The sequence below is a fragment of the Protofrankia sp. Cas8 genome, from assembly GCF_963555845.1.
Taxonomy (GTDB): Bacteria; Actinomycetota; Actinomycetes; order Frankiales; family Frankiaceae; genus Protofrankia.
In genome coordinates, this window is record NZ_CAUVXI010000002.1 from 28,662 (window position 1) to 52,747 (window position 24,086).

General features: G+C 68.4%; 26 protein-coding genes. 24 read left to right on the forward strand and 2 right to left on the reverse strand.

What is annotated here, in order from left to right; translation table 11 throughout:
• The first annotated feature begins 38 nt into the window (after window positions 1-38).
• The 9 genes from map (at window position 39) to truA (ending at window position 6,382) form a co-directional block, all read left to right on the forward strand.
• Entirely contained in the window at window positions 39-872 is an 834-nt protein-coding gene (gene map / locus U9977_RS00725; protein ID WP_322747237.1) for a type I methionyl aminopeptidase, read from the forward strand.
• Window positions 873-1,034: 162 nt separating this feature from the next.
• Window positions 1,035-1,256 carry a translation initiation factor IF-1 gene (infA, locus tag U9977_RS00730; protein ID WP_006541558.1) on the forward strand — a complete coding sequence of 74 codons (222 nt, stop codon included), beginning with the start codon at window positions 1,035-1,037 and terminating at the stop codon, window positions 1,254-1,256.
• A gap of 113 nt (window positions 1,257-1,369) precedes the next feature.
• Window positions 1,370-1,483 (forward strand): 50S ribosomal protein L36, encoded by a 114-nt coding sequence (gene rpmJ / locus U9977_RS00735; protein WP_322747174.1) that lies wholly within the window; start codon window positions 1,370-1,372, stop codon window positions 1,481-1,483.
• Between the two features lie 189 nt (window positions 1,484-1,672).
• Window positions 1,673-2,053, forward strand: coding sequence for a 30S ribosomal protein S13 (gene rpsM / locus U9977_RS00740; protein ID WP_322747175.1), 381 nt, complete (start codon window positions 1,673-1,675; stop codon window positions 2,051-2,053).
• 90 nt (window positions 2,054-2,143) lie between these two features.
• Window positions 2,144-2,548, forward strand: coding sequence for a 30S ribosomal protein S11 (gene rpsK, locus U9977_RS00745; protein WP_013875088.1), 405 nt, complete (start codon window positions 2,144-2,146; stop codon window positions 2,546-2,548).
• A 177-nt stretch (window positions 2,549-2,725) separates the two neighbouring features.
• Window positions 2,726-3,352 carry a 30S ribosomal protein S4 gene (rpsD, locus tag U9977_RS00750; RefSeq protein ID WP_322747176.1) on the forward strand — a complete coding sequence of 209 codons (627 nt, stop codon included), beginning with the start codon at window positions 2,726-2,728 and terminating at the stop codon, window positions 3,350-3,352.
• Window positions 3,353-3,472: 120 nt separating this feature from the next.
• Window positions 3,473-4,522 (forward strand): DNA-directed RNA polymerase subunit alpha, encoded by a 1,050-nt coding sequence (locus U9977_RS00755; protein WP_322747177.1) that lies wholly within the window; start codon window positions 3,473-3,475, stop codon window positions 4,520-4,522.
• A 65-nt stretch (window positions 4,523-4,587) separates the two neighbouring features.
• Complete coding sequence (rplQ, locus tag U9977_RS00760; protein ID WP_322747178.1) at window positions 4,588-5,223, forward strand: 50S ribosomal protein L17; 636 nt, start codon at window positions 4,588-4,590, stop codon at window positions 5,221-5,223.
• Window positions 5,224-5,551: 328 nt separating this feature from the next.
• Complete coding sequence (gene truA, locus U9977_RS00765) at window positions 5,552-6,382, forward strand: tRNA pseudouridine(38-40) synthase TruA (RefSeq protein ID WP_322747179.1); 831 nt, start codon at window positions 5,552-5,554, stop codon at window positions 6,380-6,382.
• 36 nt (window positions 6,383-6,418) lie between these two features.
• Here truA and U9977_RS00770 read toward each other — a convergent pair whose 3' ends face one another.
• A complete protein-coding gene (locus U9977_RS00770) occupies window positions 6,419-7,102 on the reverse strand; it encodes a hypothetical protein (RefSeq protein ID WP_322747180.1) in 684 nt (227 codons plus the stop codon).
• 663 nt (window positions 7,103-7,765) lie between these two features.
• Between U9977_RS00770 and rplM the strand changes: the two genes are divergently transcribed.
• The 4 genes from rplM to glmS all read left to right on the forward strand — a co-directional run bounded on the left by rplM (window position 7,766) and on the right by glmS (window position 12,023).
• Window positions 7,766-8,209, forward strand: coding sequence for a 50S ribosomal protein L13 (gene rplM / locus U9977_RS00775; protein WP_322747181.1), 444 nt, complete (start codon window positions 7,766-7,768; stop codon window positions 8,207-8,209).
• 34 nt (window positions 8,210-8,243) lie between these two features.
• A complete protein-coding gene (gene rpsI / locus U9977_RS00780) occupies window positions 8,244-8,651 on the forward strand; it encodes a 30S ribosomal protein S9 (RefSeq protein ID WP_322747182.1) in 408 nt (135 codons plus the stop codon).
• Between the two features lie 25 nt (window positions 8,652-8,676).
• Entirely contained in the window at window positions 8,677-10,023 is a 1,347-nt protein-coding gene (glmM, locus tag U9977_RS00785) for a phosphoglucosamine mutase (RefSeq protein WP_322747183.1), read from the forward strand.
• A 116-nt stretch (window positions 10,024-10,139) separates the two neighbouring features.
• Window positions 10,140-12,023 (forward strand): glutamine--fructose-6-phosphate transaminase (isomerizing), encoded by a 1,884-nt coding sequence (gene glmS / locus U9977_RS00790; RefSeq protein WP_322747184.1) that lies wholly within the window; start codon window positions 10,140-10,142, stop codon window positions 12,021-12,023.
• A gap of 96 nt (window positions 12,024-12,119) precedes the next feature.
• Here glmS and U9977_RS00795 read toward each other — a convergent pair whose 3' ends face one another.
• On the reverse strand, window positions 12,120-12,659 hold the full coding sequence (locus tag U9977_RS00795; protein WP_322747185.1) for a hypothetical protein: 540 nt from the start codon (window positions 12,657-12,659) through the stop codon (window positions 12,120-12,122).
• Between the two features lie 212 nt (window positions 12,660-12,871).
• Here U9977_RS00795 and U9977_RS00800 point away from each other — a divergent pair, with 212 nt between their 5' ends.
• The 11 genes from U9977_RS00800 (at window position 12,872) to groL (ending at window position 24,062) form a co-directional block, all read left to right on the forward strand.
• Window positions 12,872-14,395, forward strand: a complete 1,524-nt coding sequence (locus tag U9977_RS00800; RefSeq protein ID WP_322747186.1) for an NAD(P)H-hydrate dehydratase — start codon at window positions 12,872-12,874, stop codon at window positions 14,393-14,395.
• Between the two features lie 224 nt (window positions 14,396-14,619).
• Window positions 14,620-15,804, forward strand: coding sequence for an alanine racemase (gene alr, locus U9977_RS00805; protein ID WP_322747187.1), 1,185 nt, complete (start codon window positions 14,620-14,622; stop codon window positions 15,802-15,804).
• A 32-nt stretch (window positions 15,805-15,836) separates the two neighbouring features.
• Window positions 15,837-17,099 carry an alpha/beta hydrolase gene (locus U9977_RS00810; protein WP_322747188.1) on the forward strand — a complete coding sequence of 421 codons (1,263 nt, stop codon included), beginning with the start codon at window positions 15,837-15,839 and terminating at the stop codon, window positions 17,097-17,099.
• Window positions 17,100-17,161: 62 nt separating this feature from the next.
• Window positions 17,162-17,725: a tRNA (adenosine(37)-N6)-threonylcarbamoyltransferase complex ATPase subunit type 1 TsaE gene (tsaE, locus tag U9977_RS00815; protein WP_322747189.1), complete on the forward strand. Its 564-nt coding sequence runs from the start codon at window positions 17,162-17,164 to the stop codon at window positions 17,723-17,725.
• A gap of 36 nt (window positions 17,726-17,761) precedes the next feature.
• The gene (gene tsaB, locus U9977_RS00820) at window positions 17,762-18,553 is read left to right on the forward strand and encodes a tRNA (adenosine(37)-N6)-threonylcarbamoyltransferase complex dimerization subunit type 1 TsaB (RefSeq protein ID WP_322747190.1); all 792 of its coding nucleotides are present in this window, start codon (window positions 17,762-17,764) and stop codon (window positions 18,551-18,553) included.
• An 8-nt stretch (window positions 18,554-18,561) separates the two neighbouring features.
• Entirely contained in the window at window positions 18,562-19,119 is a 558-nt protein-coding gene (gene rimI, locus U9977_RS00825) for a ribosomal protein S18-alanine N-acetyltransferase (protein WP_322747191.1), read from the forward strand.
• Window positions 19,116-20,168, forward strand: a complete 1,053-nt coding sequence (gene tsaD / locus U9977_RS00830) for a tRNA (adenosine(37)-N6)-threonylcarbamoyltransferase complex transferase subunit TsaD (protein WP_322747192.1) — start codon at window positions 19,116-19,118, stop codon at window positions 20,166-20,168. The genes rimI and tsaD overlap by 4 nt, the downstream gene beginning before the upstream one ends.
• 104 nt (window positions 20,169-20,272) lie before the next feature.
• Window positions 20,273-20,590 (forward strand): hypothetical protein, encoded by a 318-nt coding sequence (locus U9977_RS00835; RefSeq protein WP_322747193.1) that lies wholly within the window; start codon window positions 20,273-20,275, stop codon window positions 20,588-20,590.
• Window positions 20,590-21,543, forward strand: coding sequence for a UDP-glucuronic acid decarboxylase family protein (locus U9977_RS00840; RefSeq protein WP_322747194.1), 954 nt, complete (start codon window positions 20,590-20,592; stop codon window positions 21,541-21,543). Before U9977_RS00835 ends, U9977_RS00840 begins: the two co-directional genes overlap by 1 nt.
• A gap of 342 nt (window positions 21,544-21,885) precedes the next feature.
• Window positions 21,886-22,194, forward strand: a complete 309-nt coding sequence (gene groES / locus U9977_RS00845; protein WP_322747238.1) for a co-chaperone GroES — start codon at window positions 21,886-21,888, stop codon at window positions 22,192-22,194.
• Between the two features lie 233 nt (window positions 22,195-22,427).
• Window positions 22,428-24,062, forward strand: coding sequence for a chaperonin GroEL (gene groL / locus U9977_RS00850; RefSeq protein WP_322747195.1), 1,635 nt, complete (start codon window positions 22,428-22,430; stop codon window positions 24,060-24,062).
• Window positions 24,063-24,086 lie beyond the last annotated feature (24 nt).

The following is a 24,086-nucleotide window of genomic DNA, read 5'->3' on the forward strand; positions in this document are numbered from 1 at the left end:
CCTCGAACAGACCAGGGATACGGACCGGGGCGACGAGCGTGGCGCGACGAGAGCATGTCCAGATCAAGACCGATGGTGAGATCGCTAAAATGCGGGTGGCGGGACTTGTCGTCGCGCGCACCCTGGCGAAGCTGCGTGCGGCCGTCGAACCGGGTGTCAGCACCGCTGATCTCGATGCCGTCGCCGAGAAGGCCATCCGCGACGAGGGTGCCATCCCATCCTTCAAGGGCTACCAGGGCTTTCCGGCGACGATCTGCACGTCGGTCAACAACGAGGTCGTGCATGCCATCCCCCAGCGCAAGCGGGTGCTGCGCGAGGGAGATCTCATCTCGATCGACTGTGGCGCGATCGTGAACGGCTGGCACGGTGATGCCGCGATAACGGTGCCGGTCGGAGCGGTTGCGCAGAACCTCCTGGAGATGACCGAGGCGTGCGAGCAGGCACTGTGGCGAGGTCTGGCGGCCGCGCAGCTCGGGGGTAAACTCACCGACATCTCGGCGGCGGTGGAGCGTTACGTTCATCCACTCGGGTACGGCATCGTGGACCACTACGGCGGGCACGGGATCGGCACCGAAATGCACCAGCCACCCCACGTCCTCAACCATGGGCGACCGGGCCGCGGCATCCGGCTGGTCGAAGGGGTGGCACTCGCGATCGAGCCGATGATCACGCTTGGTAGGCCGGACACAGCGGTGCTCGACGACGACTGGACGGTGGTCACCACCGACGGCTCGTTCGCCGCTCACACGGAACACACGGTCGCCGTCACATCGCGGGGGCCCTGGGTGCTGACCGCGCTCGATGGCGGCGTCGCGAAGTTCGCCGAGCTCGGTGTGGCCTGCGGCCAGCCGGCCCAGAGCTCCGCTGCCTGATCGCAGCCCCGCACGGCGCTCGACCGTCCTGTTCGGTCGCACGGCAGAGCCAGGTTGGCTCTTGACGGATGGGCAACGTACACTTAGGAGCCGACGGTTAGTCGGGCGTTGACGTTCGTCTGTGTCCACCGTCGGACACCCGAGGGTAGGACAGCGGAGGACATGCCGAAGAAGGACGGGGCCATCGAGATCGAGGGCCGAGTTGTGGAGCCACTCCCGAACGCAATGTTCCGGGTTGAGCTCCAAAACGGTCATCGCGTTCTCGCCCACATCAGTGGCAAGATGCGTCAGCACTACATCCGAATCCTTCCGGAGGACCGGGTGGTCGTCGAGCTGTCCCCGTACGACCTGTCCCGGGGTCGGATCGTCTACCGCTACAAGTAAGCTCGCCTGGCCGACGGCGATGTGATGGTTGATCAGATCACTCGCCGGAGGCCGGGGATTCCCAGCCATCCGGACGCGCGCCCCAGCGGTTGCGCAAGGAGGTTCGTGCAGCCGTGAAGGTCAAACCGAGCGTCAAGAAGATGTGCGAGAAGTGCAAAGTGATCCGTCGCCATGGCCGGGTAATGGTCATTTGTGACAATCTGCGCCACAAACAGCGTCAGGGCTGACGCCGTGGCCCGGTGGTCGGGAACGATGCTTCGCGGCTACGGGGTGTTGGACATGCTCGTCAAAGCGTCACCGTGTCGTGTCAGACGGCACTCACCCCCGGTCGGAGGCCGGGGCCCGGTTCGACGGACAGCGCGCCGTGACGGGGTGGGGACGCTCAAGACCTCCGGTACAGGAAGGAAATACCTGGTATGGCACGCCTGTCAGGCGTAGACCTCCCGCGGGAGAAGCGGATCGAGGTTGGTCTCACCTACATCTTCGGGATCGGCCGGACCCGCTCACTGGAGACCCTCGCCGCCACCGGGGTCAACCCGGACACACGCGTTCGCGACCTCTCCGAGGAAGAGATCGTCAGCCTCCGGGAGTGGATCGACGCGCACTACCGGGTCGAGGGTGACCTGCACCGAGAGGTACGCCAGGACATCCGGCGGAAGATGGAAATCGGTTGCTACCAGGGCCTGCGGCACCGGCGGAACCTTCCCGTCCACGGGCAGCGGACCCACACCAATGCGCGTACCCGCAAGGGTCCACGCCGTGCCATCGCCGGCAAGAAGAAGGCCGGTAAGAAGTAGTAGTCAGCGGCTTTCGGTCGGTGTGACCACTGTCGGTCATCACCGCCGGGCACTGACCGACGACCTCGCAAACGGAGACCACGAGCACATATGCCGCCAAAGACGCGTGCCGCCGGGATCAAGAAGGTCCGGCGCAAGGAAAAGAAGAACGTCGCGCACGGCCACGCCCACATCAAGAGCACCTTCAACAACACGATCGTGTCGATCACGGACCCCAGCGGAAATGTGATCTCCTGGGCGAGCGCCGGGCACGTCGGGTTCAAGGGCTCCCGTAAGTCGACGCCGTTCGCCGCGCAGATGGCGGCGGAGAACGCCGCTCGCAAGGCGCAGGAGCACGGGATGCGCAAGGTGGACGTCTTCGTCAAGGGTCCGGGGTCGGGCCGGGAGACGGCGATCCGCTCCCTGCAGGCGGCTGGCCTTGAGGTCGGCGCCATCCAGGACGTGACCCCGACGCCTCACAACGGTTGTCGGCCGCCCAAACGACGTAGGGTCTGACCCGGTACATCAGGGCCCGCGGTGGCGCGAGGAATGCCTCGGTCGCGCTACCTCTGGCGGAGTTCGCGCCGGCAACACCAGGGCTGAGTGGTCACCAGGTGATCACTCAAGGCCTCCGGTGGCGCGACGAAACACATGATCGCGCCATCTCTGGCCGAAAAGGAGAGAAGGACAAGCATGGCCCGCTATACCGGCGCGGACTGCAAGCGCTGCCGCCGTGAGAAGACGAAGCTGTTCCTCAAGGGCAGCAAGTGCGAGTCACCCAAGTGCCCGATCGAGATCCGGCCGTATCCTCCGGGTGAGCACGGCCGTGGCCGCACCAAGGACTCCGAGTACCTGCTGCAGAAGCGTGAGAAGCAGAAGTGCGCACGCATCTACGGGATACTTGAGAAGCAGTTCCGCGGCTACTACGACGAGGCGAACCGCCGAACCGGCAAGACCGGCGACGAGCTGCTGAAGATCCTCGAATCGAGGCTCGACAACGTTGTCTACCGGGCTGGCTTCGCACCGTCGCGTGACGCTGCCCGCCAGGCTGTGCGGCACGGGCACGTCGTGGTCAACGGTAGGAAGGTCGACATCCCGAGCTACCGGGTCAGCGAGAACGACATCGTCGAGATCGCGCCCAAGGCACGTGAGCTGACCCCCTTCATCATCGCGCGCGAGACGGCGGGCCAGCGCACTGTTCCGGCCTGGCTGGAGGTCATTCCGACCCAGCTGCGGGTGTTGGTGCACTCGCTGCCGGCCCGTCAGGTGATCGACACACAGGTCCAGGAGCAGCTGATCGTCGAGCTGTACTCCAAGTAGCGTAGACTTCAACTTTTCGTTCGACATGGGTGGGGTGGACGGAGACCCCGCCCATGGGCTCCGTCCGGAGCCGAAGTCACGGCGTCATATGGCGGTCGCCGTGTTTGGAAGGATGTAACGATGCTCATCGCACAGCGCCCGACGCTGGCCGAGGAACCGATCTCCGAGTTCCGCTCGCGGTTCGTCATCGAACCGCTTGAGCCCGGGTTCGGTTACACCCTCGGTAACTCCCTTCGCCGTACTCTGCTGTCCTCGATTCCCGGTGCGGCGGTGACCAGCATCCGCATCGACGGGGTACTGCACGAGTTCTCCACGGTTCCAGGGGTCAAAGAGGACGTTACCGACCTGATCCTGAACCTGAAGGAACTGGTCGTGAGTTCCGAGAACGACGACCCCACCGTGATGTACCTGCGCAAGCAGGGCCCGGGCGTGGTCACGGCGGCAGACATCGCGCCGCCGGCCGGCGTCGAGGTACACAGCCTGGACCTGGTGCTGGCGACCCTCAACGAAAAGGGCAAGCTCGAGATCGAGCTGACCGTCGAGCGGGGGCGTGGCTATGTCAGCGCCACCCAGAACAAGCAGGCGGGCCAGGAGATCGGCCGGATCCCGGTCGACTCGATCTATTCTCCGGTTCTCAAGGTCACCTATAAGGTCGAGGCGACCCGTGTCGAGCAGCGGACCGACTTCGACCGACTGATCGTGGATGTCGAGACCAAGCAGTCGATCTCGCCGCGGGATGCGATGGCCAGCGCTGGCAAGACGCTCGTCGGTCTGTTCGGTCTCGCGCAGGAGCTGAACGCCGAGGCGGAGGGTGTCGACATCGGTCCTTCCGCGGCGGACGCCGCCCTTGCCGCGGATCTGGCGCTGCCGATCGAGGAGATGGATCTGACCGTCCGCTCCTACAACTGCCTCAAGCGCGAGGGCATTCACACGATCGGTGAGCTGGTGTCCCGCAGCGAGGCGGACCTGCTCGACATCCGCAACTTCGGCCAGAAGTCGATCGACGAAGTCAAGACAAAGCTTGCTGGGATGGGTCTGCAGCTCAAGGATTCCCCGCCGGGATTCGACCCGCGACAGGCAGTGGACACCTACGGTACCGACACCTACCACGCTCCGTTCAGCGATCCGACCGACGATGGTGCGGAGTTCGTCGAGACCGAGCAGTACTAGACACAACGGCACCTGTGGCGCCCGTAACACGCTGACGGACAGCGAAAGGAACGAGGAGCACTGTCATGCCCACGCCTTCCAAGGGCCCCCGGCTCGGCGGCAGTCCCGCACATGAGCGGCTGATGCTGGCCAACCTCGCCACCGCGCTGTTCGAGCACGGCGGTATCACCACGACGGAGACCAAGGCCAAGCGCCTGCGCCCGTACGCCGAGCGGCTGGTGACCTTTGCCAAGCGCGGCGATCTGGATTCGCGGCGCCGCGTGCTGCGGGTGGTCCGGGACAAGTCCGTCGTGCACGTTCTGTTCACCGAGATCGGCCCGCGCTATGCCGACCGCGACGGCGGTTACACCCGCATCGTGAAGCTCGGGCCCCGCAAGGGCGACAACGCCCCGCTGGCGCGCATCGAGCTCGTCGAGGCTATGACGGTCGCGCAGGAGGCGGTGGGCGAGGCCGAGCGGGCGCGCGGCAGTCGCTTCATCTCCCGGCGGCGGCCGACCGGTGCGACAGCGGAAGCTGCTGCGGATCTCGCGAAGGAGTCGCCGACCGCGGCCGCGGTGGCGGCGGAGGCGGAGGCCGCTGCGGGTGTAGCCGACGCCGAGCAGGCACCGGCTGATGCGACCGATGTGGCTGATGTGGCGGCTACGACCGATGTGGCTGCCACGGCCGCCGATGACGGGACCGGCGCCTCCACGGCGCAGTAGAAGCGCCCGGCAACAGGTACGCGAGGTCGCGGGGCCGGGCGCGCGTGCACAGAATCAGAATCATGATCGTGTGTCCGTCGGCTCCCTGAGGCCTGTTCGGTTGATTATCGGTGGTATCGACTGGTATTCACCGGACAGGCCCTGGCGATCTGCTCAGGAACCCCAGCTCGCGCGAGCCCACCATCCGCTGGAGGATGGTGGGCTTCGTGTTTCGCGTCACACCATGATCCTGGTGATCCCCGATGTCTTTCCCGCCACTTCGCATCCGGCAGGACAATGTGATCAACGGTGTGATTCAGAACTGTCCGACCGGAATCGTCAGGATGCCGTGAACGCCTCAGACGGGCTGCAGCGCCTGCGCCTCGACCTGGCCTACGACGGGACGCTGTTCGCCGGCTGGGCACGCCAGCCCGGACGGCGGACCGTGCAGGGTGATGTCGAAGACGCTCTGATGCGGGTCGCGCGGTTGCCCGCCGTCCGGCTCACGGTTGCCGGCCGGACCGATGCCGGTGTCCATGCGCGTGGCCAGGTGGCCCACGTTGACATTCCCGATGACGTCCCGCTCGGCGGGCTCGCTCGCCGACTCAACGGCGTGCTGGAGCGTTCCGTGCGGATCACGGGCCTCGCGCCGGCCCCGCCGGGGTTCGACGCCCGCTTCTCGGCGTTATCGCGGCGCTACGTCTACCGGATCGGGGACGCGCCGTACGGGGTCGACCCGCTACGCCGCCACGACACGTTGGCCTGGCCGCGCCCACTGGACGCCGAGCGGATGCGGCACGCGGCCATCACGCTGCTGGGTGAGCACGACTTCGGCGCCTTCTGCCGGCGTAGGGAGGGTGCGACCACCGTGCGGACGCTGCTGCGCCTTGACGTGGCACGGGTGCACGACGGCGTGGTGGCCGCCGACGTGGAGGCGGACGCCTTCTGCCACTCGATGGTCAGGGCATTGGTGGGGGCGCTGCTCGCCGTGGGGGAGGGCCGCCGTCCCCGGGAGTGGGCCGCGCGGGTCCTCGTGCGAGGTGTTCGCGACCCGGCGGTGACCGTGGTTGCGCCGCATGGCCTGACCCTCGTCGAGGTCCGCTACCCCCCTGACACCGATCTCGCCGCTCGCGCGGCGGTGACCCGGGCAGTCCGGGTCCCCACGACCTCGTCCGGCTAGCCGGGCGCTCTTAGGCCAAAGAGTACGCGACGATCGTCAGTGCGGCCCGTGGCCGGTGAGGCCGCGTCGAAAGATCGGCTCGGTGGCAAGTAGTGCGAGATCGTGGCTGGCGGTGCTCAACGCGGGGTCAGCAGCTGCTCCCTGGCTACCGTCGGTGTAGGCGAGCTGCAGCACGATCAGGTAATGGCCGCTGACCCGCGCATTCCGCCACGAGTTGTCGCCGGTCGGATTCGTGACCACGGCGCCGGGCAGAGCATCCGCCGGCACCGCCACGGCCGGTACGCCACCCTGGCCGGCAGCGATCACGCTTGCCGCCTTCGCAGCGGTAGTCGCGTCGTCGAGAACGAGAACGGACACCGCTGCCAGCACCCGGCGTCCGGACGTCTCCGATTCACTCAGATACACCGCGTGGACGAGCTGCCGGCACCGGTCGCCGGGCAGCGCGGTAGCGAGTTCACCGGTGAGACCCGGGCACCCGACCTCCAGCGTGGATGCGAGCCGCCGGTAGGAACGAAGATCGATGGTGGCACGGTCGGCGGCGAAGAACTCGCTGGCTGTGACCGGGTCGGAATCCGTCCGCGCGCTTTCGATGAAACCGGGGCCGACCAGCCCCGGGCCTGCCGTTGCCACCGGCGGCGAGGCCCGCCGGCTGCTGCGGCTGTCATGCTTGGCGACGATGGCGACAGAGGCGATCACCAGGGCAGCCACAATGCCCGCCACTGTGATCAACCTAGCGATGTAACCCCGGGTCACGGGACGAACGGGGGCCGGCGGGCGGCGCGCATCATCCTGCGCGTCCAGATCCTGGATAGGCACCAACGCGCCGTCGGTTGCCGCAGCCGATGTGGCCGGGGGCGCTGAGTCCATTGCTGTCGGTCCGGTTGCTGTCGGTCCGGTTGCTGCCGGTCCGGTTGCTGCCGGCCCGGGGACTGCCGGATCCGGCATGACCGGATCCGGGACGGAGCTGCCGGCGTCGGGGGTCCATACCGGCCTGCGGATCGAGGACGGCAATCCACGCAGCGGGCCGAACAGCGGGTCGTCGGCGGGCGGGGCCCACAGATCGCCGGGATGTTCGAGGGCGTCCCCCGAAACGCCGGGTGAACGCTCTGGCGGTTTCTCATCCACCTGCCGCAGACTACGGCGTGCTCGGTGGATCTTCATCGGCTGCCGATCAGTTCGCAGACCTCGCCGGCCGGCTGCGTCGTCCGCCTGGTAACCTCAAGGACTAGCCGGCCAAAGGCGATGCGATCAGCGGTCTTTTCGCGTCATCGGCGGCCTCGGAGGACCTAACGCTCATGACGGGTTGCGAGATCCAGGCGTCAAGCGGCGTGAGCGGCCCGACGGCACAATCGAACGCATCCGCTGACAAGAAAAGGCAGACCTGTGCGCACGTACCAGCCCAAGCCCACGGACATCCAGCAAGCCTGGCATGTCATCGATGCCACGGACGTGGTGCTCGGCAGGCTGGCCAGCCAGGCCGCTCAACTGCTGCGAGGCAAGCACAAGCCGACATTCGCGCCGCACATCGACACCGGTGACTTCGTCATCGTCGTGAACGCGGGCAAGGTCGCCCTGAGTGGTAACAAGCGCGAGCAGGCCCAGTATCACCGACACTCCGGCTACCCTGGCGGTCTGCGCAGCACCTCTTATGGGACACTGCTCGACACGCGGCCCCAGGTCATCGTCGAGAAGGCGATCAAGGGCATGCTGCCGAAGAGCAAGCTGGGTAGGGCACAGGGCACCAAGCTCAAGGTCTACGCGGGGCCAATCCATCCCCACCAGGCTCAGCAGCCCCATCCGTTCGAAATCATCCAGGTCGCGCAGTAAGCCGCGGACCATCTGACCAGGAAGGACAGACGACGTGGCTGTCGTGACCGACGCCCAGGGCAACCCTCGTGCCACCGGTCGGCGCAAGGAGGCTGTTGTCCGGGTACGCCTGCTGCCGGGCAACGGCAAATGGACGCTCAACGGGCGTTCCCTGGAGGAGTACTTCCCCAACAAGGTTCACCAGCAGCTTGTCAACGAGCCGCTCAAGGCGTTGGACCGCGCCGAGTCCTACGATGTGGCTGCACGCCTGCACGGTGGCGGCGTCTCCGGCCAGGCCGGCGCACTTCGCCTTGCCCTTGCGCGGGCGCTGACCGTTGCCGAGGAGGAATCCCGTCCGATACTGAAGAAGGCGGGCTTCCTGACTCGTGATCCCCGGGTCAAGGAGCGTAAGAAGTACGGCCTGAAGAAGGCTCGGAAGGCACCTCAGTACAGCAAGCGCTGACGCGCTGACCTCGCGGGATCTCGAAGTGGCGAGGCTCTTCGGTACCGATGGCGTGCGCGGGGTCGCCAATGTCGATCTCACCGCCGAACTGGCATTGGCGTTGTCGGCGGCGGCTGTGGGGGTGCTCACCGAGCACCGCGTTGCTGGCAGTGGGCGCCCGGCCGTAGTGGTAGGCCGTGACACCCGGCCGTCCGGGGAATTCCTGGAGGCCGCGGTCGTCGCCGGTCTCGCGTCGGCCGGCGCGGACGTCCTGCGGATCGGTGTCGTGCCCACACCGGCGGTGGCTCATGCGGTGATCAGCTCGAACGCGGCCCTCGGCGTGATGCTCTCGGCGAGCCACAACCCGATGCCGGACAACGGCATCAAGTTGTTCGCGGCTGGCGGGCACAAGCTCCCGGACGAGATCGAGGACGAGATCGCCGAACGTCTCATGGGTCCCGCGTCGACCCGTCCCACCGGCGCGGCGATCGGGCGGGTCCGTGACGACGGTGGTCTCGTGGAGAGCTACACGGACTTCCTGCTGGCGACCGTGCCCGTCCCGCTGACCGGGCTTCGGGTCGTGGTCGACTGTGCGCAGGGTGCCGCGTCCCTGTTGGCGCCGCGAGTGTTGCGCACGGCCGGTGCCGACGTGATCGCCCTGCATTCCGACGGGGACGGGACCCGGATCAACGACGCCTGTGGCGCGACCCACCTGGAATCGCTGCGGGCCGCCGTGGTGCAACACGGCGCTGACGCCGGCATGGCGCACGATGGGGACGCCGACCGTTGCATCGCCGTCGACGCCAATGGTGAGGTCGTTGACGGCGACCAGATCCTCGCGCTGTGCGCTCTTGCGCTGCGTGAGCGTGGCCAGCTTGCCGACAACACCCTCGTGGTGACGGTGATGTCGAACCTCGGCCTGCATCATGCGATGCGGGACGCCGGCATCGAGGTGATCACGACCCCCGTTGGTGACCGTTACGTGCTTGAGGTCATGCGTGAGCGGGGACTGTCCCTCGGTGGGGAGCAGAGCGGTCATGTCGTCTTCCTTCGCCACGCGACGACCGGGGACGGGTTGCTCACGGCGTTGCAGGTGCTGGGCCGGATGGCCGAGACCGACCGCCCGTTGGCGGAGCTGGCGAAGGTCATGACACGGCTGCCGCAGGTGTTGGTGAACGTCCGGGGCGTCGACCGGTCGAAGGTTGCCACCTCAGCTGAGTTGGCCGCGGCGGTGGCGGCGGCCGAGGCTGAACTGGGCGATGAAGGTCGGGTTCTGCTGCGTCCGTCAGGCACCGAGCCCCTGGTACGGGTCATGGTGGAGGCGCCGACCACCGCCCAGGCGCAAGCGGTGGCCGCACGCCTGTCCGCGATCGTCCAGAGCGCCCTCGGCTAAGAGCGCCCGGCAACGGACCCTAAGAGCGCCCGGCAACGGACCCTTGCCATTCGACGCATCCACCCAAACAGGTGTGGCAGCGCTCGCACACTTCCTCGGTTGCGTACCCTGACCGCATGTGTGGGATCATCGGGTACATCGGCGGACAGTCGGCGCTGGATGTCGCTCTTGCGGGGCTGCGCCGCCTGGAGTATCGAGGCTACGACTCGGCGGGCATTGCAGTGGTCGCTGACGGCCGGCTACGTGTTGTGCGCAAGGCCGGCAAACTGGCGAATCTGGAGAAAATGCTGGGCGAGGCGGACACCGGCCTACCCGGGACCACCGGCATCGGCCACACCCGCTGGGCGACGCACGGCGGTCCGACGGACGTCAATGCACATCCGCACACCGACTGCACGGGCGCCATCGCTGTGATTCACAATGGGATCATCGAGAACTTCGCGAGTCTGCGGGCCGGCCTGGAGAGCGGCGGGCATGAGCTGACCAGCGAGACCGACACCGAGGTGGTCGCACACCTTCTCGAGATCGAACTCGCTGGGATGGCCGCTGCCGGCGGTGACGCAACGGCGGGTGTGAGCCCGCTCAGCGAGGCGCTACGGCGGGTCTGCGGCCGATTGGATGGCGCCTTCACACTCGTCGTCGTGCATCGTGATCATCCAGGCGTGGTGGTGGGTGCGCGCCGCAACAGTCCGCTGGTCGTGGGCCTGGGTGCGGGTGAGACCTTTCTGGCCAGCGACGTCGCGGCGTTCATCGCGCACACCCGCAGCGCGTTGGAGATCGGGCAGGACCAGGTGGTCGAGGCCCGCCGCGACGGGGTTACCATCATCGACTTCGCCGGCGGCGTTGTCGAGGGCCGCCCATACCATGTGAACTGGGATGCCAGCGCCGCGGAAAAGGGCGGTTTTCCTTATTTCATGTTGAAGGAGATCAGCGAGCAGCCGACGGCGCTCGCGGACACGCTGCGTGGACGTCTGTCGAACGCCGGCGAGATTGTTCTGGACGAGGAGCGCCTTTCCACCCAGGACTTCCGTGACGTCGACAAGGTCTTCATCGTCGCCTGCGGCACGGCTTACCATGCCGGGCTGATCGCCAAGTATGCGATCGAGCACTGGACGCGGTTGCCGTGCGAGGTCGAGATGGCCTCGGAGTTCCGCTACCGCGACCCGGTCCTCGACCGTTCAACCCTGGTGATCGCCATCAGTCAGAGCGGCGAGACGCTGGACACCCTGATGGCGGTCAAGCACGCACGGGAGCAGAAGGCCAGGGTGCTGGCGATCTGTAACACGAACGGGTCGACCATCCCACGGGAGTCCGATGCCGTGCTCTACACCCGGTGTGGCCCGGAGGTCGGTGTCGCTTCGACCAAGACCTTCCTCGGCCAGGTCGCCGCGTGTCTGCTGGTTGGCCTGTACCTCGCACAGGCCCGCGGTGTCCTCTACGGCGACGAGGTCGCGCGGTACGTCGAGAAACTGCAGACCACCCCGATGCTCGTGCGCGAGACCCTGGCCACGGTCGAGCCGATAAGGGCGCTTGCGCGCACTCTGGTCGACGCCAAGGCGGTGCTGTTCCTCGGCCGCCATGTCGGTTACCCGGTGGCGCTGGAAGGCGCTCTCAAGCTCAAGGAGCTCGCCTACATGCACGCCGAGGGCTTTCCGGCAGGCGAGCTGAAGCACGGGCCGATCGCGCTCATCGAGCCGGGTCTGCCGGTGGTGATCGTGGTGCCGTCCCCGCGGGGCCGTTCACACCTGCATGGGAAGATCGTTTCCAACATCCAGGAGGTGCGTGCCCGCGGAGCGCGGACCATTGTGATCGCCGAGGAGGGTGACACCGTGGTCGTACCCTACGCGGAGCATCTGATCCGGGTACCGGAAACACCGACCCTGTTCGCGCCGCTGGTGACGACGCTGCCGCTGCAGGTCTTCGCGTGCGAACTGGCCCTCGCCCGCGGCCTCGACGTCGACCAGCCGCGCAACCTCGCCAAGTCGGTCACCGTGGAATGACGCCTGGCAATACAGGGCCGTGGCATCGGCGCCCGGCGCGCGTCGATGCCGGCCCGCCGGCATGGTCGGCATGGTCGGCATGGTCGGCCGGTCGGGTCAGTCGGTCGGGTGCGGGCGTCGCCAGCGGGTCGCGGCCTCCCGCAGATCCATCGCCAGGACGTCGTTGACGGCCGCGAGGTCGACAACCAGGTCGACCAGGCCTGGTCCGTCGAGGCTCTCGAGGAAGTCCCGCAGGTCGATCGGCTGGCCGTCGGCGTCGTAGAAGCCGTCGTCGGTGCTGTCGAAGTCGTCGTCGTCCTCACCGGGGTCGATCGCCCCGGTGGCCACGAGGGCGAGTGCGACGGCGTGCGCGCAGAACTGTTCGACGGCACCGGTCGGACACGTACAGGTCGACCCCGGCGTCCCATCGATCACTGACAGCTGGGTCTGGGTGGGTTGGTCACCGTCCACGGTGCCGGACGCACTGCTCGGTCGGATCCGCAGGTCACCGACTCGTCCCTGCAACGCGAGGGCGACGCCGCGGGTGAACTCGCCCAGGCCCGCGAGGCGAGCGCACTCGTCCTCGTCGAAAACGGCGTGCAACGGGGTGATGGCGATGTCGTCATGTCCGTTTGGCCCCGACTGGTTGACGATCATCGGGCAATTCTACGAGACCTGCGCTCGGCGGGCGCAGGGTCCTGGCACCTCGGGCCGTGGCTCACGTCTGCCACCCGCCGAAGGCGGTGCGATGCTGTTTGTCGCATCGCCGGAGGCGTGCCGGGCGGGGTTGACCGCCCGAAGCCGTTCCCCGACGCGCGAGGGTGCGTTTGACGGTGCGACGGACAGCTTCGACGGAGAGCATGGCCGCTATGAGATCCGCCCATTTGGTGATCCAGGTCAGGGATGCCGAGGCGTCCCTGCTGGCCAGCCTGCCACCTGGCGCCCTGATGCAGCGGGCCGTGCACGGCCTGCTGTCGCATGCGGCACGCCGGCTCGGTCGGGTGTACGGCGCCCGGGTAGTCGTTCTCGCCGGAAGCGGTGACAACGGCGGTGACGCGCTGTGGGCAGGTGCGCTCCTTTCGGCTCGGGGCGCCCGGGTGGATGCGCTCGCTCCCGGGCGTACGCATCCGGCCGGGACGGCGGCCCTGCTCGCGGCGGGCGGACGCCTGCACCGCCTGCCCGGTCCAGACCCGGTTGGCCAGCAGCCGGTACGCGCCGGCGCGCCGGTCGGCGATGACACCGCCGCGGGCCTGGTGGCCGCGGCTGACCTGATCCTGGACGGCATGCTCGGCATCGGTGGGAAGGGCGGCCTGCGCGCGGGCTACGCCCAGTTGGCCGGGCTGGCCCCGGTCGGGCGCACCGTCGCCGTGGACATCCCGAGCGGGGTGGACGCCGACACCGGCGCGGTGGTGGGTCCAGCCATCCGCGCGAGCAGCACCGTGACATTCGGAACCTACAAACGCGGCCTGCTGATCCCTCCGGGGGCTGACCACGCGGGCCGCATCGAGCTCGTCGACATCGGGCTGGTACTTCCCTGCGCGGATCTGGTCGCTCTTGATGACGCCGACGTGGCCCGGCTGCGCCCGAGCCCTCGTCCGGCGGATTCCAAGTACACCCGGGGCGTGCTGGGCCTGGTCGCCGGCAGTGACCTCTACCCCGGCGCCGCGGTGCTCGCCACCGGCGGGGCGCTGCGCGGGGCCGCGGGCTACGTGCGGGTGGTCAGTACACCGGTGGCCGCCGACCACGTGCGTCGTGCGCACCCCGAGGCGGTGGTCACCCAGATCGACCCCAGTAACGCCGGCGCCGTTCTCGCGGCCGGTCGGGTGCAGGCGTGGGCGGTTGGTCCCGGCCTGCCACCAGACGCCGGGACCGCCCGCGTGGTGGCTGCCCTGCTGGCAGGTGACCTGCCCGTACTGCTCGATGCGGGCGCGCTGGGCGCGTTGGCCGGCGATGCCCGGGGCGTTGCCGCGCTGCGGGCCAGGGCCGCGCCTACTCTGCTCACGCCGCACGAGGGCGAGTTCGTCCGCCTTGTCGGGGCGCTGCGCTGGGACGCGGGGGCGACCATCCACGAACTGACCGTGGACAGATTGGGCGCGGTACGCCGCGCCGCAGCCGAACTGGGGGCGACTGTGCTCCTCAAGGGCGCCCGTACGTTGATCGTCAATCCGGACGGGCAGGCACGGGTGAACACCACAGGCACACCGTGGCTCGCGACCGCGGGCAGCGGTGACGTCCTGACCGGCCTGTGCGGCTCGCTGCTCGCCGGTGGGCTGGCTCCGCTGGATGCCGGCAGCGTGGGAGCCCAGCTGCACGGTCGGGCGGCGCAGCGGGCGGGCCATCCGCTGGCTGCCTCCGATCTGGCTCCGATGTTGCGGGTCCGTGGAAGGCACTGAGCAGGTGGGTGTCGTTGAGCGGGCACATGCCTTGGCGCACTCTGCCCCGGCAGCCCTTGTTACCGTCAGAGCGCGTACGCGTGTGGTCGGCGTTCGCATGCACGGGACGATGATTGCGCGGCCTTTGGCCGGTGAAGCTGTGTGGGGCCGCCGGCCGCGCGTAGAACCATGATCGCGCGGCCTTTGGCCGGTGAGGCTGTGTGGGCAGGTCAGGAAGGCTTCGGATGACACGGCAGAGCGGCAACCTACCCGCGTGCGCGGTTGTCGATCTTGACGCGGTCCGCGAGTCCGTGGCGACATTGGTCACCCGTGCCGGCAACGCCGCGACCATGGCGGTGGTCAAGGCCGACGGCTATGGTCACGGGATGCTGCCCTGCGCGCGTGCCGCGCTGGAGGCCGGTGCGAGCTGGCTCGGGGTCGCGTTCATATCCGAGGCGCTCGCGCTGCGCGCCGCCGGGTTCACGGTACCGGTGTTCGCCTGGCTCAGCACGCCCGGGGAGCCGCTCACCGAGGCGATTGCCGCCGACGTCGACCTGTCGGTGTCGGCGCCCTGGTCGCTGGCGGAGATCGCCGCGGCCGCGCGGTTGACCGGCCGCACCGCACGGGTCCATCTCAAAGCCGACACCGGCCTGAACCGGGCGGGGGCGACCGAGGCGGGCTGGCCGTCCCTGTGTGCCGCGTCGGCGGCGCGTGCCGCCGACGGCCTGATCGACGTGGTCGGTGTGTGGAGCCACTTCGCGTTCGCGGACTCGCCCGGCCATCCGACCGTCCGCGCGCAGATCGGGTACTTCCGGGACGCGGTGGCCATCGCGGAGAAGGCCGGTCTACGTCCGCGCGTGCGCCACCTGGCCAACTCGGCCGCGACCCTGATCAGCCCGGACGCACACTTCGACCTGGTCCGCCCCGGAATCTCGGTGTACGGCCTGTCGCCCGGACCTGCCCTCGGTCCTCCCGCAGCCCTCGGCCTGCGCCCGGCCATGACACTCACCGCTCGGCTGGCGTTGGCCAAGCGGGTGCCGGCCGGCGGCGGGGTGTCCTATGGCCACCGATACACCACCCTGGACGAGACGACGCTCGCGTTGGTGCCACTCGGGTACGCCGACGGCGTCCCGCGGTCGGCGGGCAACACGGCCGAGGTGCTGTTGGCCGGCCGTCGCAGGCGCATCGCCGGCACCGTGTGCATGGACCAGTTCGTCCTGGACGTCGGCGACGATCCCGTTCAGGCGGGCGATCAGGTCATCCTGTTCGGGCCGGGGGAGCACGGCGAACCCACCGCCGCCGACTGGGCGGATGCCCTCGGGACCATCAACTACGAGATTGTCACGAGGATCGGTGTCCGGGTACCGAGGGTGCACCTCAACGTGTCCGGCCCAGCCGGCCCAGCCGGGCCGGAACGCGGCCTGCCGTGACCGTGACGCCAGATTATGATCATCGACGCCTGGTGGTGACTGTGAAGATGCCGGACGTCGGCGGGCTGCTTGCCCGTACCGGCGAGACTGGCGGCGGCTCGCGGGGGGCGTGGCCGGCTGGCGTCGCCGGTCTTGCCGGCCTCGCCACCGCTGTCGTTGTCGGCGCCGCGGCGCGGCGGCGGTTCCAGCGCCGCTCGGACCGGGCGGGCGTGCTGGCGGATTTGCCGGCTGAGCTGCCGGATGCCTTGGCGGCCGATCTGCCGGCAGACCTGCCCGCCGATCTGTCGGACGCCTTGGCGCCCAGGCCGTCCGATGGCGGTCCGGTCCCGCTGGTCGGGGGGCGTCCGACCACGGTGATCGCGTCGGATGGCGTACCGTTGCACGTCGAGATCGTCGGAGATCCCGGCGCCGCGCTCACCCTCGTCTTCATCCACGGCTTCTGTGTCAGCCTTGACTGCTGGACGTTCCAACGCCGTGATCTTGCCGAATGTGGGCGGTTGGTGTTCTACGATCAGCGTGCCCACGGCTCATCCGGCGCCTCCGACGTCGCGGCATGCACGATTGAGCAGCTCGGTGACGATTTGTATCGAGTGCTGACCGACGTGGTGCCGACTGGACCGGTGGTCCTTGTCGGACACTCGATGGGCGGGATGACGGTCCTTGCGTTGGCTGATGCGCACGCGGAACTGTTCGGCGACCGCATCGTCGGGGTCGGCCTCCTGTCGACCAGTGCCGGCAGTCTGGCCACGGTGACCTTCGGCCTGCCGGCGGCTGCGGCGAAGGTCCTGCGCGTCACGCTGCCCGGTCTTGCCGTCGGCCTGCGCCATGCCCCGACGCTGCTGGAACGGGGCCGCCGCCACGGCAGTCAGATTGCGTGGGCCGCGACCCGTCGGATCGGCTTCGGCTCCACCGCTGTCGGTTCGCCTGTCGTGTCGTTCCTGGAGCAGATGGTGGCCGCAACGCCGCTGCACGTGATGGCCGCGTTCTTGCCTGCGCTGATCAGTCATGACAAGCTCGCCGCAGTGGCGGCGCTGGTGACCACGCCGACGCTGATTCTCGTCGGTGACGCCGATGTCATGACCCCGTTGGAGCACAGTCGGACACTGACCGACGCCCTGCCTGAAGCCGACCTGGTGGTCGTGGCCGGGGCCGGACACGCCGTCCCGCTCGAGCGCCCTGACGAGGTCAACGAGGCGCTGCGCACGCTGGTGAATCGGGCGACCGCCCGGCCGCGGGGTTTGTTGAGCCCGCAGCGATCGCACGGCCCTGATGACCTCTCCGCGTCGGCCTCGTGAACGGCTCGTCCGGGTCTGCCGGGTCTGCCGGGCCCACCGTCTGGACCGACGGACCGGCCTGGATGGTCGAGGTCCCGACGGCTGGAACCATGCGCGCTGTCGGTCGCCGGCTGGCCGGGCTGTTGCGCGCCGGGGATCTCGTGATACTCGCCGGCCCACTCGGTGCCGGCAAGACTGTTCTGGTCCAGGGCATCGCCGCCGGACTGGGTGTCACCGGGGCGGTGACCTCGCCGACCTTCGTGATCGCCCGGGTACACGATGACGGGCGGGTACCCCTGGTGCACGTGGACGCCTACCGTCTGGGCGCAGTCGCTGAAGTCGAGGACATCGATCTCGATGCTGAGATCGAGGAGTCTGTGACGGTTGTCGAGTGGGGCTCGGGGCTGGTGGAGGGCCTGGCCAGCGGGTATCTGCGGGTCGAGATCGAGCGGCCGCCCGAGGCCGCGCCGCTGCCCGGTTTCGGCGATGTCGACGATTGTGATGACAGCGGCGTCCGTGTCATCCGGATGGTCGGTAGCGACCGCGGATGGTCGACCCGCCTGCGGTCGTTGTGGGCGGAGGACGAGGGTGCGGTCCGGCCACCGCCGGGGTTCCACCGGCCCGAACCACCCGATCATGCGATCTGATCGAAGATCCACCGGGCAGGCCCTAGGCTGTCAAACGTGCTGCTTCTCGCTGTTGACACGGCGACACCCGCCTGCTCGGTCGCCCTGGTGGACGTCCACCGGGGTCAGCCCGCCGCCGGATCGGCGAGCGTGGCCACCGCGGCTGGGGTCCCGGCGGCTGAGGTCCCGGCGGCCGGGGTCATGGCGGTAGAGGGCATGGCGGTTGAGGGCATGACGGGACGGGCGCAGCGGCGGGTCGTCGATCCGCGAAAGCACGCGGAACTGCTGGTGCCGTTGATCCGGGAGGTTCTTGACGAAGCGTCGGCACGCCCGGGTGACCTCGACGCCGTGGTGGTTGGCATCGGCCCAGGGCCGTTCACCAGCCTGCGGGTCGGCGTGATGACAGCCGAGGCCTTCGCCGATGCCCTCGGCTTGCCTGCTTATGGCGTGTGTTCGCTGGACGGTGTCGGTGCTGACACCTCGGGCAGAGTGGCCGTGGCGACCGACGCGCGGCGCCGGGAGGTGTACTGGGCGGTGTACCAAAACGGCGAGCGGGTGGACGGGCCGTCCGTGGGCCGGCCACAGGTGGTCGTCGACGAACTGCGGCGGATGTCGGTCCACCGGGCGGTCGGCCCCGGCCTGCACCTGTATCCGGACGTCTTCGCGGATTTCGCCGACCTCGCCGACCTCGCAGAGCCGGCGGACCCGGGCTATCCGTCCCCGGTCACCCTCGCCCGCCTGGCCGGCGCGGCGGTCCTGGCCAACCGACCACCCGCGCCGCTCGTCCCGCTGTACCTGCGCCGGCCGGACGCGGCGCAACCGCGTCCGCCGAAGGCTGTGGCCCGGTGATCGGCAAGATGACGATCAGGACAGACCCGGCGACCGGGGATGCGCCGACACCTGGGCGGCGGGACGAGGTGACCCTCGTGCGCCTGCGCTGGTGGCATCTTGACGATGTCGCCGAGCTGGAGCAGGAGATCTTCGCCGAGGATGCCTGGAGCGCCGAACTGTTCTGGTCGGAACTCGCCCAGGGCGAGACGCGCCACTATCTGGCCGCCGTTCGCGGCGGGCGGATAGTGGGTTACGGGGGGCTTGCGGTCCATGACGATGAGTCCTACGTGCAGACCGTCGGCGTCAGCACGGATGCCCGCGGCGGCGGGGTGGGTACCCGGTTACTCGTCGCGCTGTTGCGCCACGCCCGGATACGCGGCGCCCACCGTTGCGACCTGGAGGTGCGCACCGACAACAGCACGGCCCAGGCTCTCTACCAGCGGCTGGGTTTTGTCAATCTCGGTGTGCGCAAGGGCTATTACCAGCCGTCCGGAGCCGACGCCTACGTGATGTCTGCTCGTCGTATCGACACCAACGACTACGGTGAGCTACTGGACGCGGTGGAGTCGACGGTGTCCCGGTGAGCGGGGCTCGCGCCGGTCCCACGGCCCCGGTGCGGGGTGACGCGCCGCTGGTACTGGGTATTGAGACCTCATGCGACGAGACCGGCGTGGGTTTGGTCCGCGGTGGCGTTCTGCTCGCCGACACCCTCGCGTCGTCCGTGGACGAGCACGCGCGCTACGGCGGGGTCATCCCGGAGATCGCAGCCCGGGCACACCTGGAGGCGATGGTTCCGACCGTCGAGCGGGCACTGTCCCAAGCGGGGCTGCGCCACTGCGACGTCGACGCGATCGCGGTCACCGCTGGTCCGGGCCTTGCCGGGGCGCTGCTGGTCGGTGTGGCCGCGGCCAAGGCGTATGCGTTCGCGCTCGGCGTCCCGCTCTACGGTGTCCATCACCTGGCTGCGCATGTCGCGGTGGACACCCTTGAGCATGGAGCGTTGCCCAGTCCGTCAATGGCGTTGCTGGTCTCCGGTGGGCATTCGTCCCTGCTGCTGGTACCGGACCTCGCCACCGGCGCGGTGATCCAGCTCGGGGCCACGGTCGACGATGCAGCGGGCGAGGCGTATGACAAGGTTGCCCGGCTGCTCGGGATGCCGTTTCCGGGTGGACCGCCGATAGATCGGGCGGCCCGGGACGGGAGCCCCACGATTGCGTTCCCGCGCGCGAAGGCGGGCGACGGTACCTTCGACTTCTCCTTCAGCGGACTGAAGACCGCGGTGGCCCGCTGGGTGGAGGCGCGCAACCGCGTGGGCGAGCCGGTGCCCGTCGCCGACGTCGCCGCGTCGTTCCAGGAGGCCGTTGTGGATGTGTTGACGGCCAAGTCGGTCGCGGCCTGCAGATTGCACGGGGTGGACACCCTGGTGATCGGCGGCGGCGTGGCGGCGAACAGCAGGCTGCGGTCGCTCGCGGCGGCGCGGTGCGAGGCCGCCGGTATCACCCTGCGGGTGCCGCTGCCCGGACTGTGCACCGACAACGGTGCGATGGTCGCCGCGCTGGGCTCCCTTCAGGCCGCGGCCGGGGTCACGCCGTCCCCGCTGGACATTTCCGCCACCTCGATCCTTCCGTTCTAGCCTTGTCGGGGCCGCCGGGCGTGCGTAGAAGCATGATCGCACGCCCTTTGGCCGTTCTAGCTTTGTCGGGGCTTAGAGCGCCCGGGAAGGTCGAAGATGGGGTTGTGGTTGATGTGACGCGCATGTGGGAGGCGCACGCGGCCGAGGGATGCCTGGATGGGCTCCTGGCCTGGTTGGATCAGGCTCTGGCGGGCACATCGGCGGAGATCTACCGTGGCGTCGGTGACAGCGGAGACGTTGTCGTCGTTCTCCTCCATCCGCAGGGGAGCGAACCGTCGGTGGGCGGTAAACCATCGACCGGCGCCGCCGCGTCCGTCCTCGATGGTGTCCCGCCGAGCCTTCTCGCTCGGTCCGCACGGGGGTGGGACTTCATGCGCGTATCGTCACGCGGACGGAATACCAATAACCAGGAGGGGGCCTGATGGAAAGAAGCGTTGTCACTGGAGGTGCCGGTTTTCTGGGGTCGCACCTGTGCGAGCGGCTGTTGGACGAGGGCCATGAGGTCATCTGCCTGGACAACTTCGTCACGGGGACGCCGGCGAACGTCGCTCATCTTGCGGACCGCGAGGGATTCCGGCTGGTCCGCTGCAATGTAACGGATTACGTTCATGTTCCTGGTCCGGTCGATTACGTGTTGCACTTCGCGTCGCCGGCGAGCCCGATCGACTATCTGCATCTACCGATCCACACCTTGAAGGTCGGCTCGATCGGTACGCTGCACGCCCTTGGCCTGGCGAAGGAAAAAGGCGCGCGTTTCATACTGGCGTCGACCTCGGAGGTCTATGGGGACCCGCAGGTCCATCCACAGCCCGAGAACTACTGGGGCCATGTCAACCCGGTAGGGCCGCGCGGCGTCTATGACGAGGCCAAGAGGTTCGGCGAGGCGCTGACCATGGCCTACCGGCGAAGCCACGCGGTCGACACCGGAATCGTCCGGATCTTCAACACCCACGGGCCGCGGATGCGTCCCAACGACGGTCGGGCGATCCCCGCCTTTGCGACCCAGGCCCTGCGCGGTGAACCGATAACGGTGGCGGGCGACGGCAGTCAGACCCGGTCGATCATCTATGTCGACGATCTGGTCGAGGGAATCGTACGGATGATGTTTTCCGGTCATCCCGGTCCGATGAACATCGGCAACCCCTACGAGTTGTCGATCCTCGAGCTTGCCGAACTCGTCCGTGAGGTTGCCAAAAGTGAATCGGAGATCTCGTTCATTCCGCGGCCGGAGGATGATCCGACGATCCGGCAGCCCGACATTTCGTTGGCCCGTGACGTCCTGGGCTGGGAACCTGTCGTCGATCTGCGGACCGGTCTCGATACCACGGTTTCCTGGTTTCGGGAGCATCCCGATGTCATCAGCCGGGCGCACTAGCGTGGCCGCGGGCCATGGTGGGCCGCCCGGGTAGTCCGGACCCGTTGTCCTCCGGCCGCCGCCGGATCGGGTCCCGGTCGGTGCCCGTCGCGCCGGCGGACCGGGTCGAGCCCGGCCCGGCGGTGGCCGGCAACTCCCGGTCGTGGCCGGGTTCGGCGGGCTGACCGGCGACCACGGCTGCGGACTCGCTTGACAGTTCCGACCGTGTCGGTTGACGTGGGCGAGGTGGGTGCTAAGTTGGCACTCGGCACACGAGAGTGCCAGCGACAGCAGGCGCCTGTTCCCCCGCGACGGCAGGCCGCCAGGGTCGCTCTCTCATCCAGCGCAGGAAGGGGGAGGTCGATCGTGACGACCGCCACCAAGGTTGCAATCAAGCCGCTCGAAGATCGTATTGTCGTCCAGCCGTCAGACGCTGAGCAGACCACCGCGTCAGGCATCGTGATCCCGGATACGGCCAAGGAGAAGCCGCAGGAGGGCACCGTCCTCGCGGTCGGGCCCGGCCGGTTCGAGGATGGCAAGCGGGTTCCGCTCGACGTTACGGTTGGTGATGTCGTTCTGTACAGCAAGTACGGCGGCACCGAGGTGAAGTACGCCGGTGAGGAGTACCTGGTTCTCTCCGCCCGCGACGTGCTGGCGATCATCGAGAAGTAGGCCTGTCTCCGGCAGGATCCAAGGGCGTGTTTCGCCGTTCTGGATGGCATTCGTCCGGATCGGTGGAGCACGCCCGATCGCCGTTAGGGCGTGCTTTCCGAATCTTCGCTCGCATCACCCCCACCGGAATGCTCCGCGGTCGCGTGGGTTCCTGCTCCCGGGGTCCATCGAGCGATTTCCTGGCGGCACGCCCAGGGGCAGACACGCCCTGAGCCGGTTCGGGAGGACCACGTATGCCCAAGATTCTGACATTCAGTGAGGACGCTCGCCATGCGCTTGAGCATGGCGTGAACGCCCTCGCGGACGCTGTGAAGGTGACGATCGGCCCGCGTGGCCGCAACGTCGTCATCGACAAGTCCTACGGCGCACCGACGATCACCAACGACGGGGTGACGATCGCGCGCGAGGTGGAGCTCGACAACCCCAACGAGAACCTCGGCGCCCAACTCGCCAAGGAAGTCGCCACCAAGACCAACGACGTCGCCGGCGACGGCACCACGACCGCGACCGTGCTCGCCCAGGCCATGGTGCGCAGCGGGCTGCGACAGGTCGCGGCCGGGACGCCGCCGGTGGCGCTCAAGGCGGGTATCGAGGCCGCGGTCGTGGCCGTTTCCAACGCCCTGCTGGAGCAGGCGCTGGAGGTGGACTCGAAGGAGGTCATCGCGCACGTCGCGGCAATCTCCGCCCAGGACGCGAAGGTCGGCGAGCTCATCGCCGAGGCGATGGACCGGATCGGCAAGGACGGTGTGATCACCGTCGAGGAGAGTCAGACCCTCGGACTGGAGCTCGAGCTCACCGAGGGGATGCAGTTCGACAAGGGTTACATTTCTCCGTACTTCGTCACGGACTCCGAGCGCATGGAGACCGTCCTCGAAGACGCGTACGTGCTCCTGCACCCGGGCAAGATCAGTGCGCTGGGCGACGTCCTTCCGCTCCTGGAGAAGGTCATGGAGGCGCGGAAGCCGCTTCTGATCATTGCCGAGGATGTCGAGGGGGAGGCGCTGTCGACTCTCGTCGTCAACGCGATCCGCAGGACCTTCCAGGTCGTGGCGGTCAAGGCGCCGGGCTTCGGCGACCGCCGCAAGGCGATGCTGCAGGATATCGCCGTCCTCACCGGGGGACAGGTCGTCGCTGCCGAGGTCGGTCTCAAGCTTGACTCGGTCGGGCTGACTGAGCTTGGGCGGGCGCGTCGAGTTGTGGTCGACAAGGACACCACGACCATCATCGACGGTGCCGGAGACGAGACGACTATTGCCGACCGAGTACGCCAGCTTCGGGGCGAGATCGAGGCCAGCGACTCGGACTGGGACCGCGAGAAGCTGCAGGAGCGGGTCGCCAAGCTCGCCGGTGGCGTCGCCGTGGTCAGAGTCGGTGCGCCCACCGAGGTCGAGCTCAAGGAGAAGAAGCACCGTCTGGAGGATGCCGTGTCCGCCACCCGCGCAGCGGTGGAGGAAGGCATCGTGGCGGGCGGTGGGTCGGCACTGGTACACGCCGGCGCGGCCCTCGACGGGGGCCTCGGGCGCACAGGCGACGAACTGGCCGGTGTACAGATCGTTCGTGACGCGCTCAGCGCTCCGTTGACCTGGATCGCGAACAACGCCGGCCTGGAAGGCGCCGTGATCGTCGCGAAGGTGAAGGAGCAGCCCGTCGGCAGTGGCTTCAACGTGGCCCGGGGCGTGTACAGCAACCTGATCGCCGACGGCGTGGTCGACCCGGTGAAGGTGACCCGCTCGGCGGTCGCCAACGCCGCGTCCATCGCTGCACTGTTGCTCACGACCGAAAGCCTCGTCGCGGAGAAGCCGTCGAAGGCCGCGGCCGCCGCCGGCCATGGTCACAACCACGGCCACTCGCACGGCCCGGGTTTCTAAGGGCGACCGGCAACAGGGGTGTAG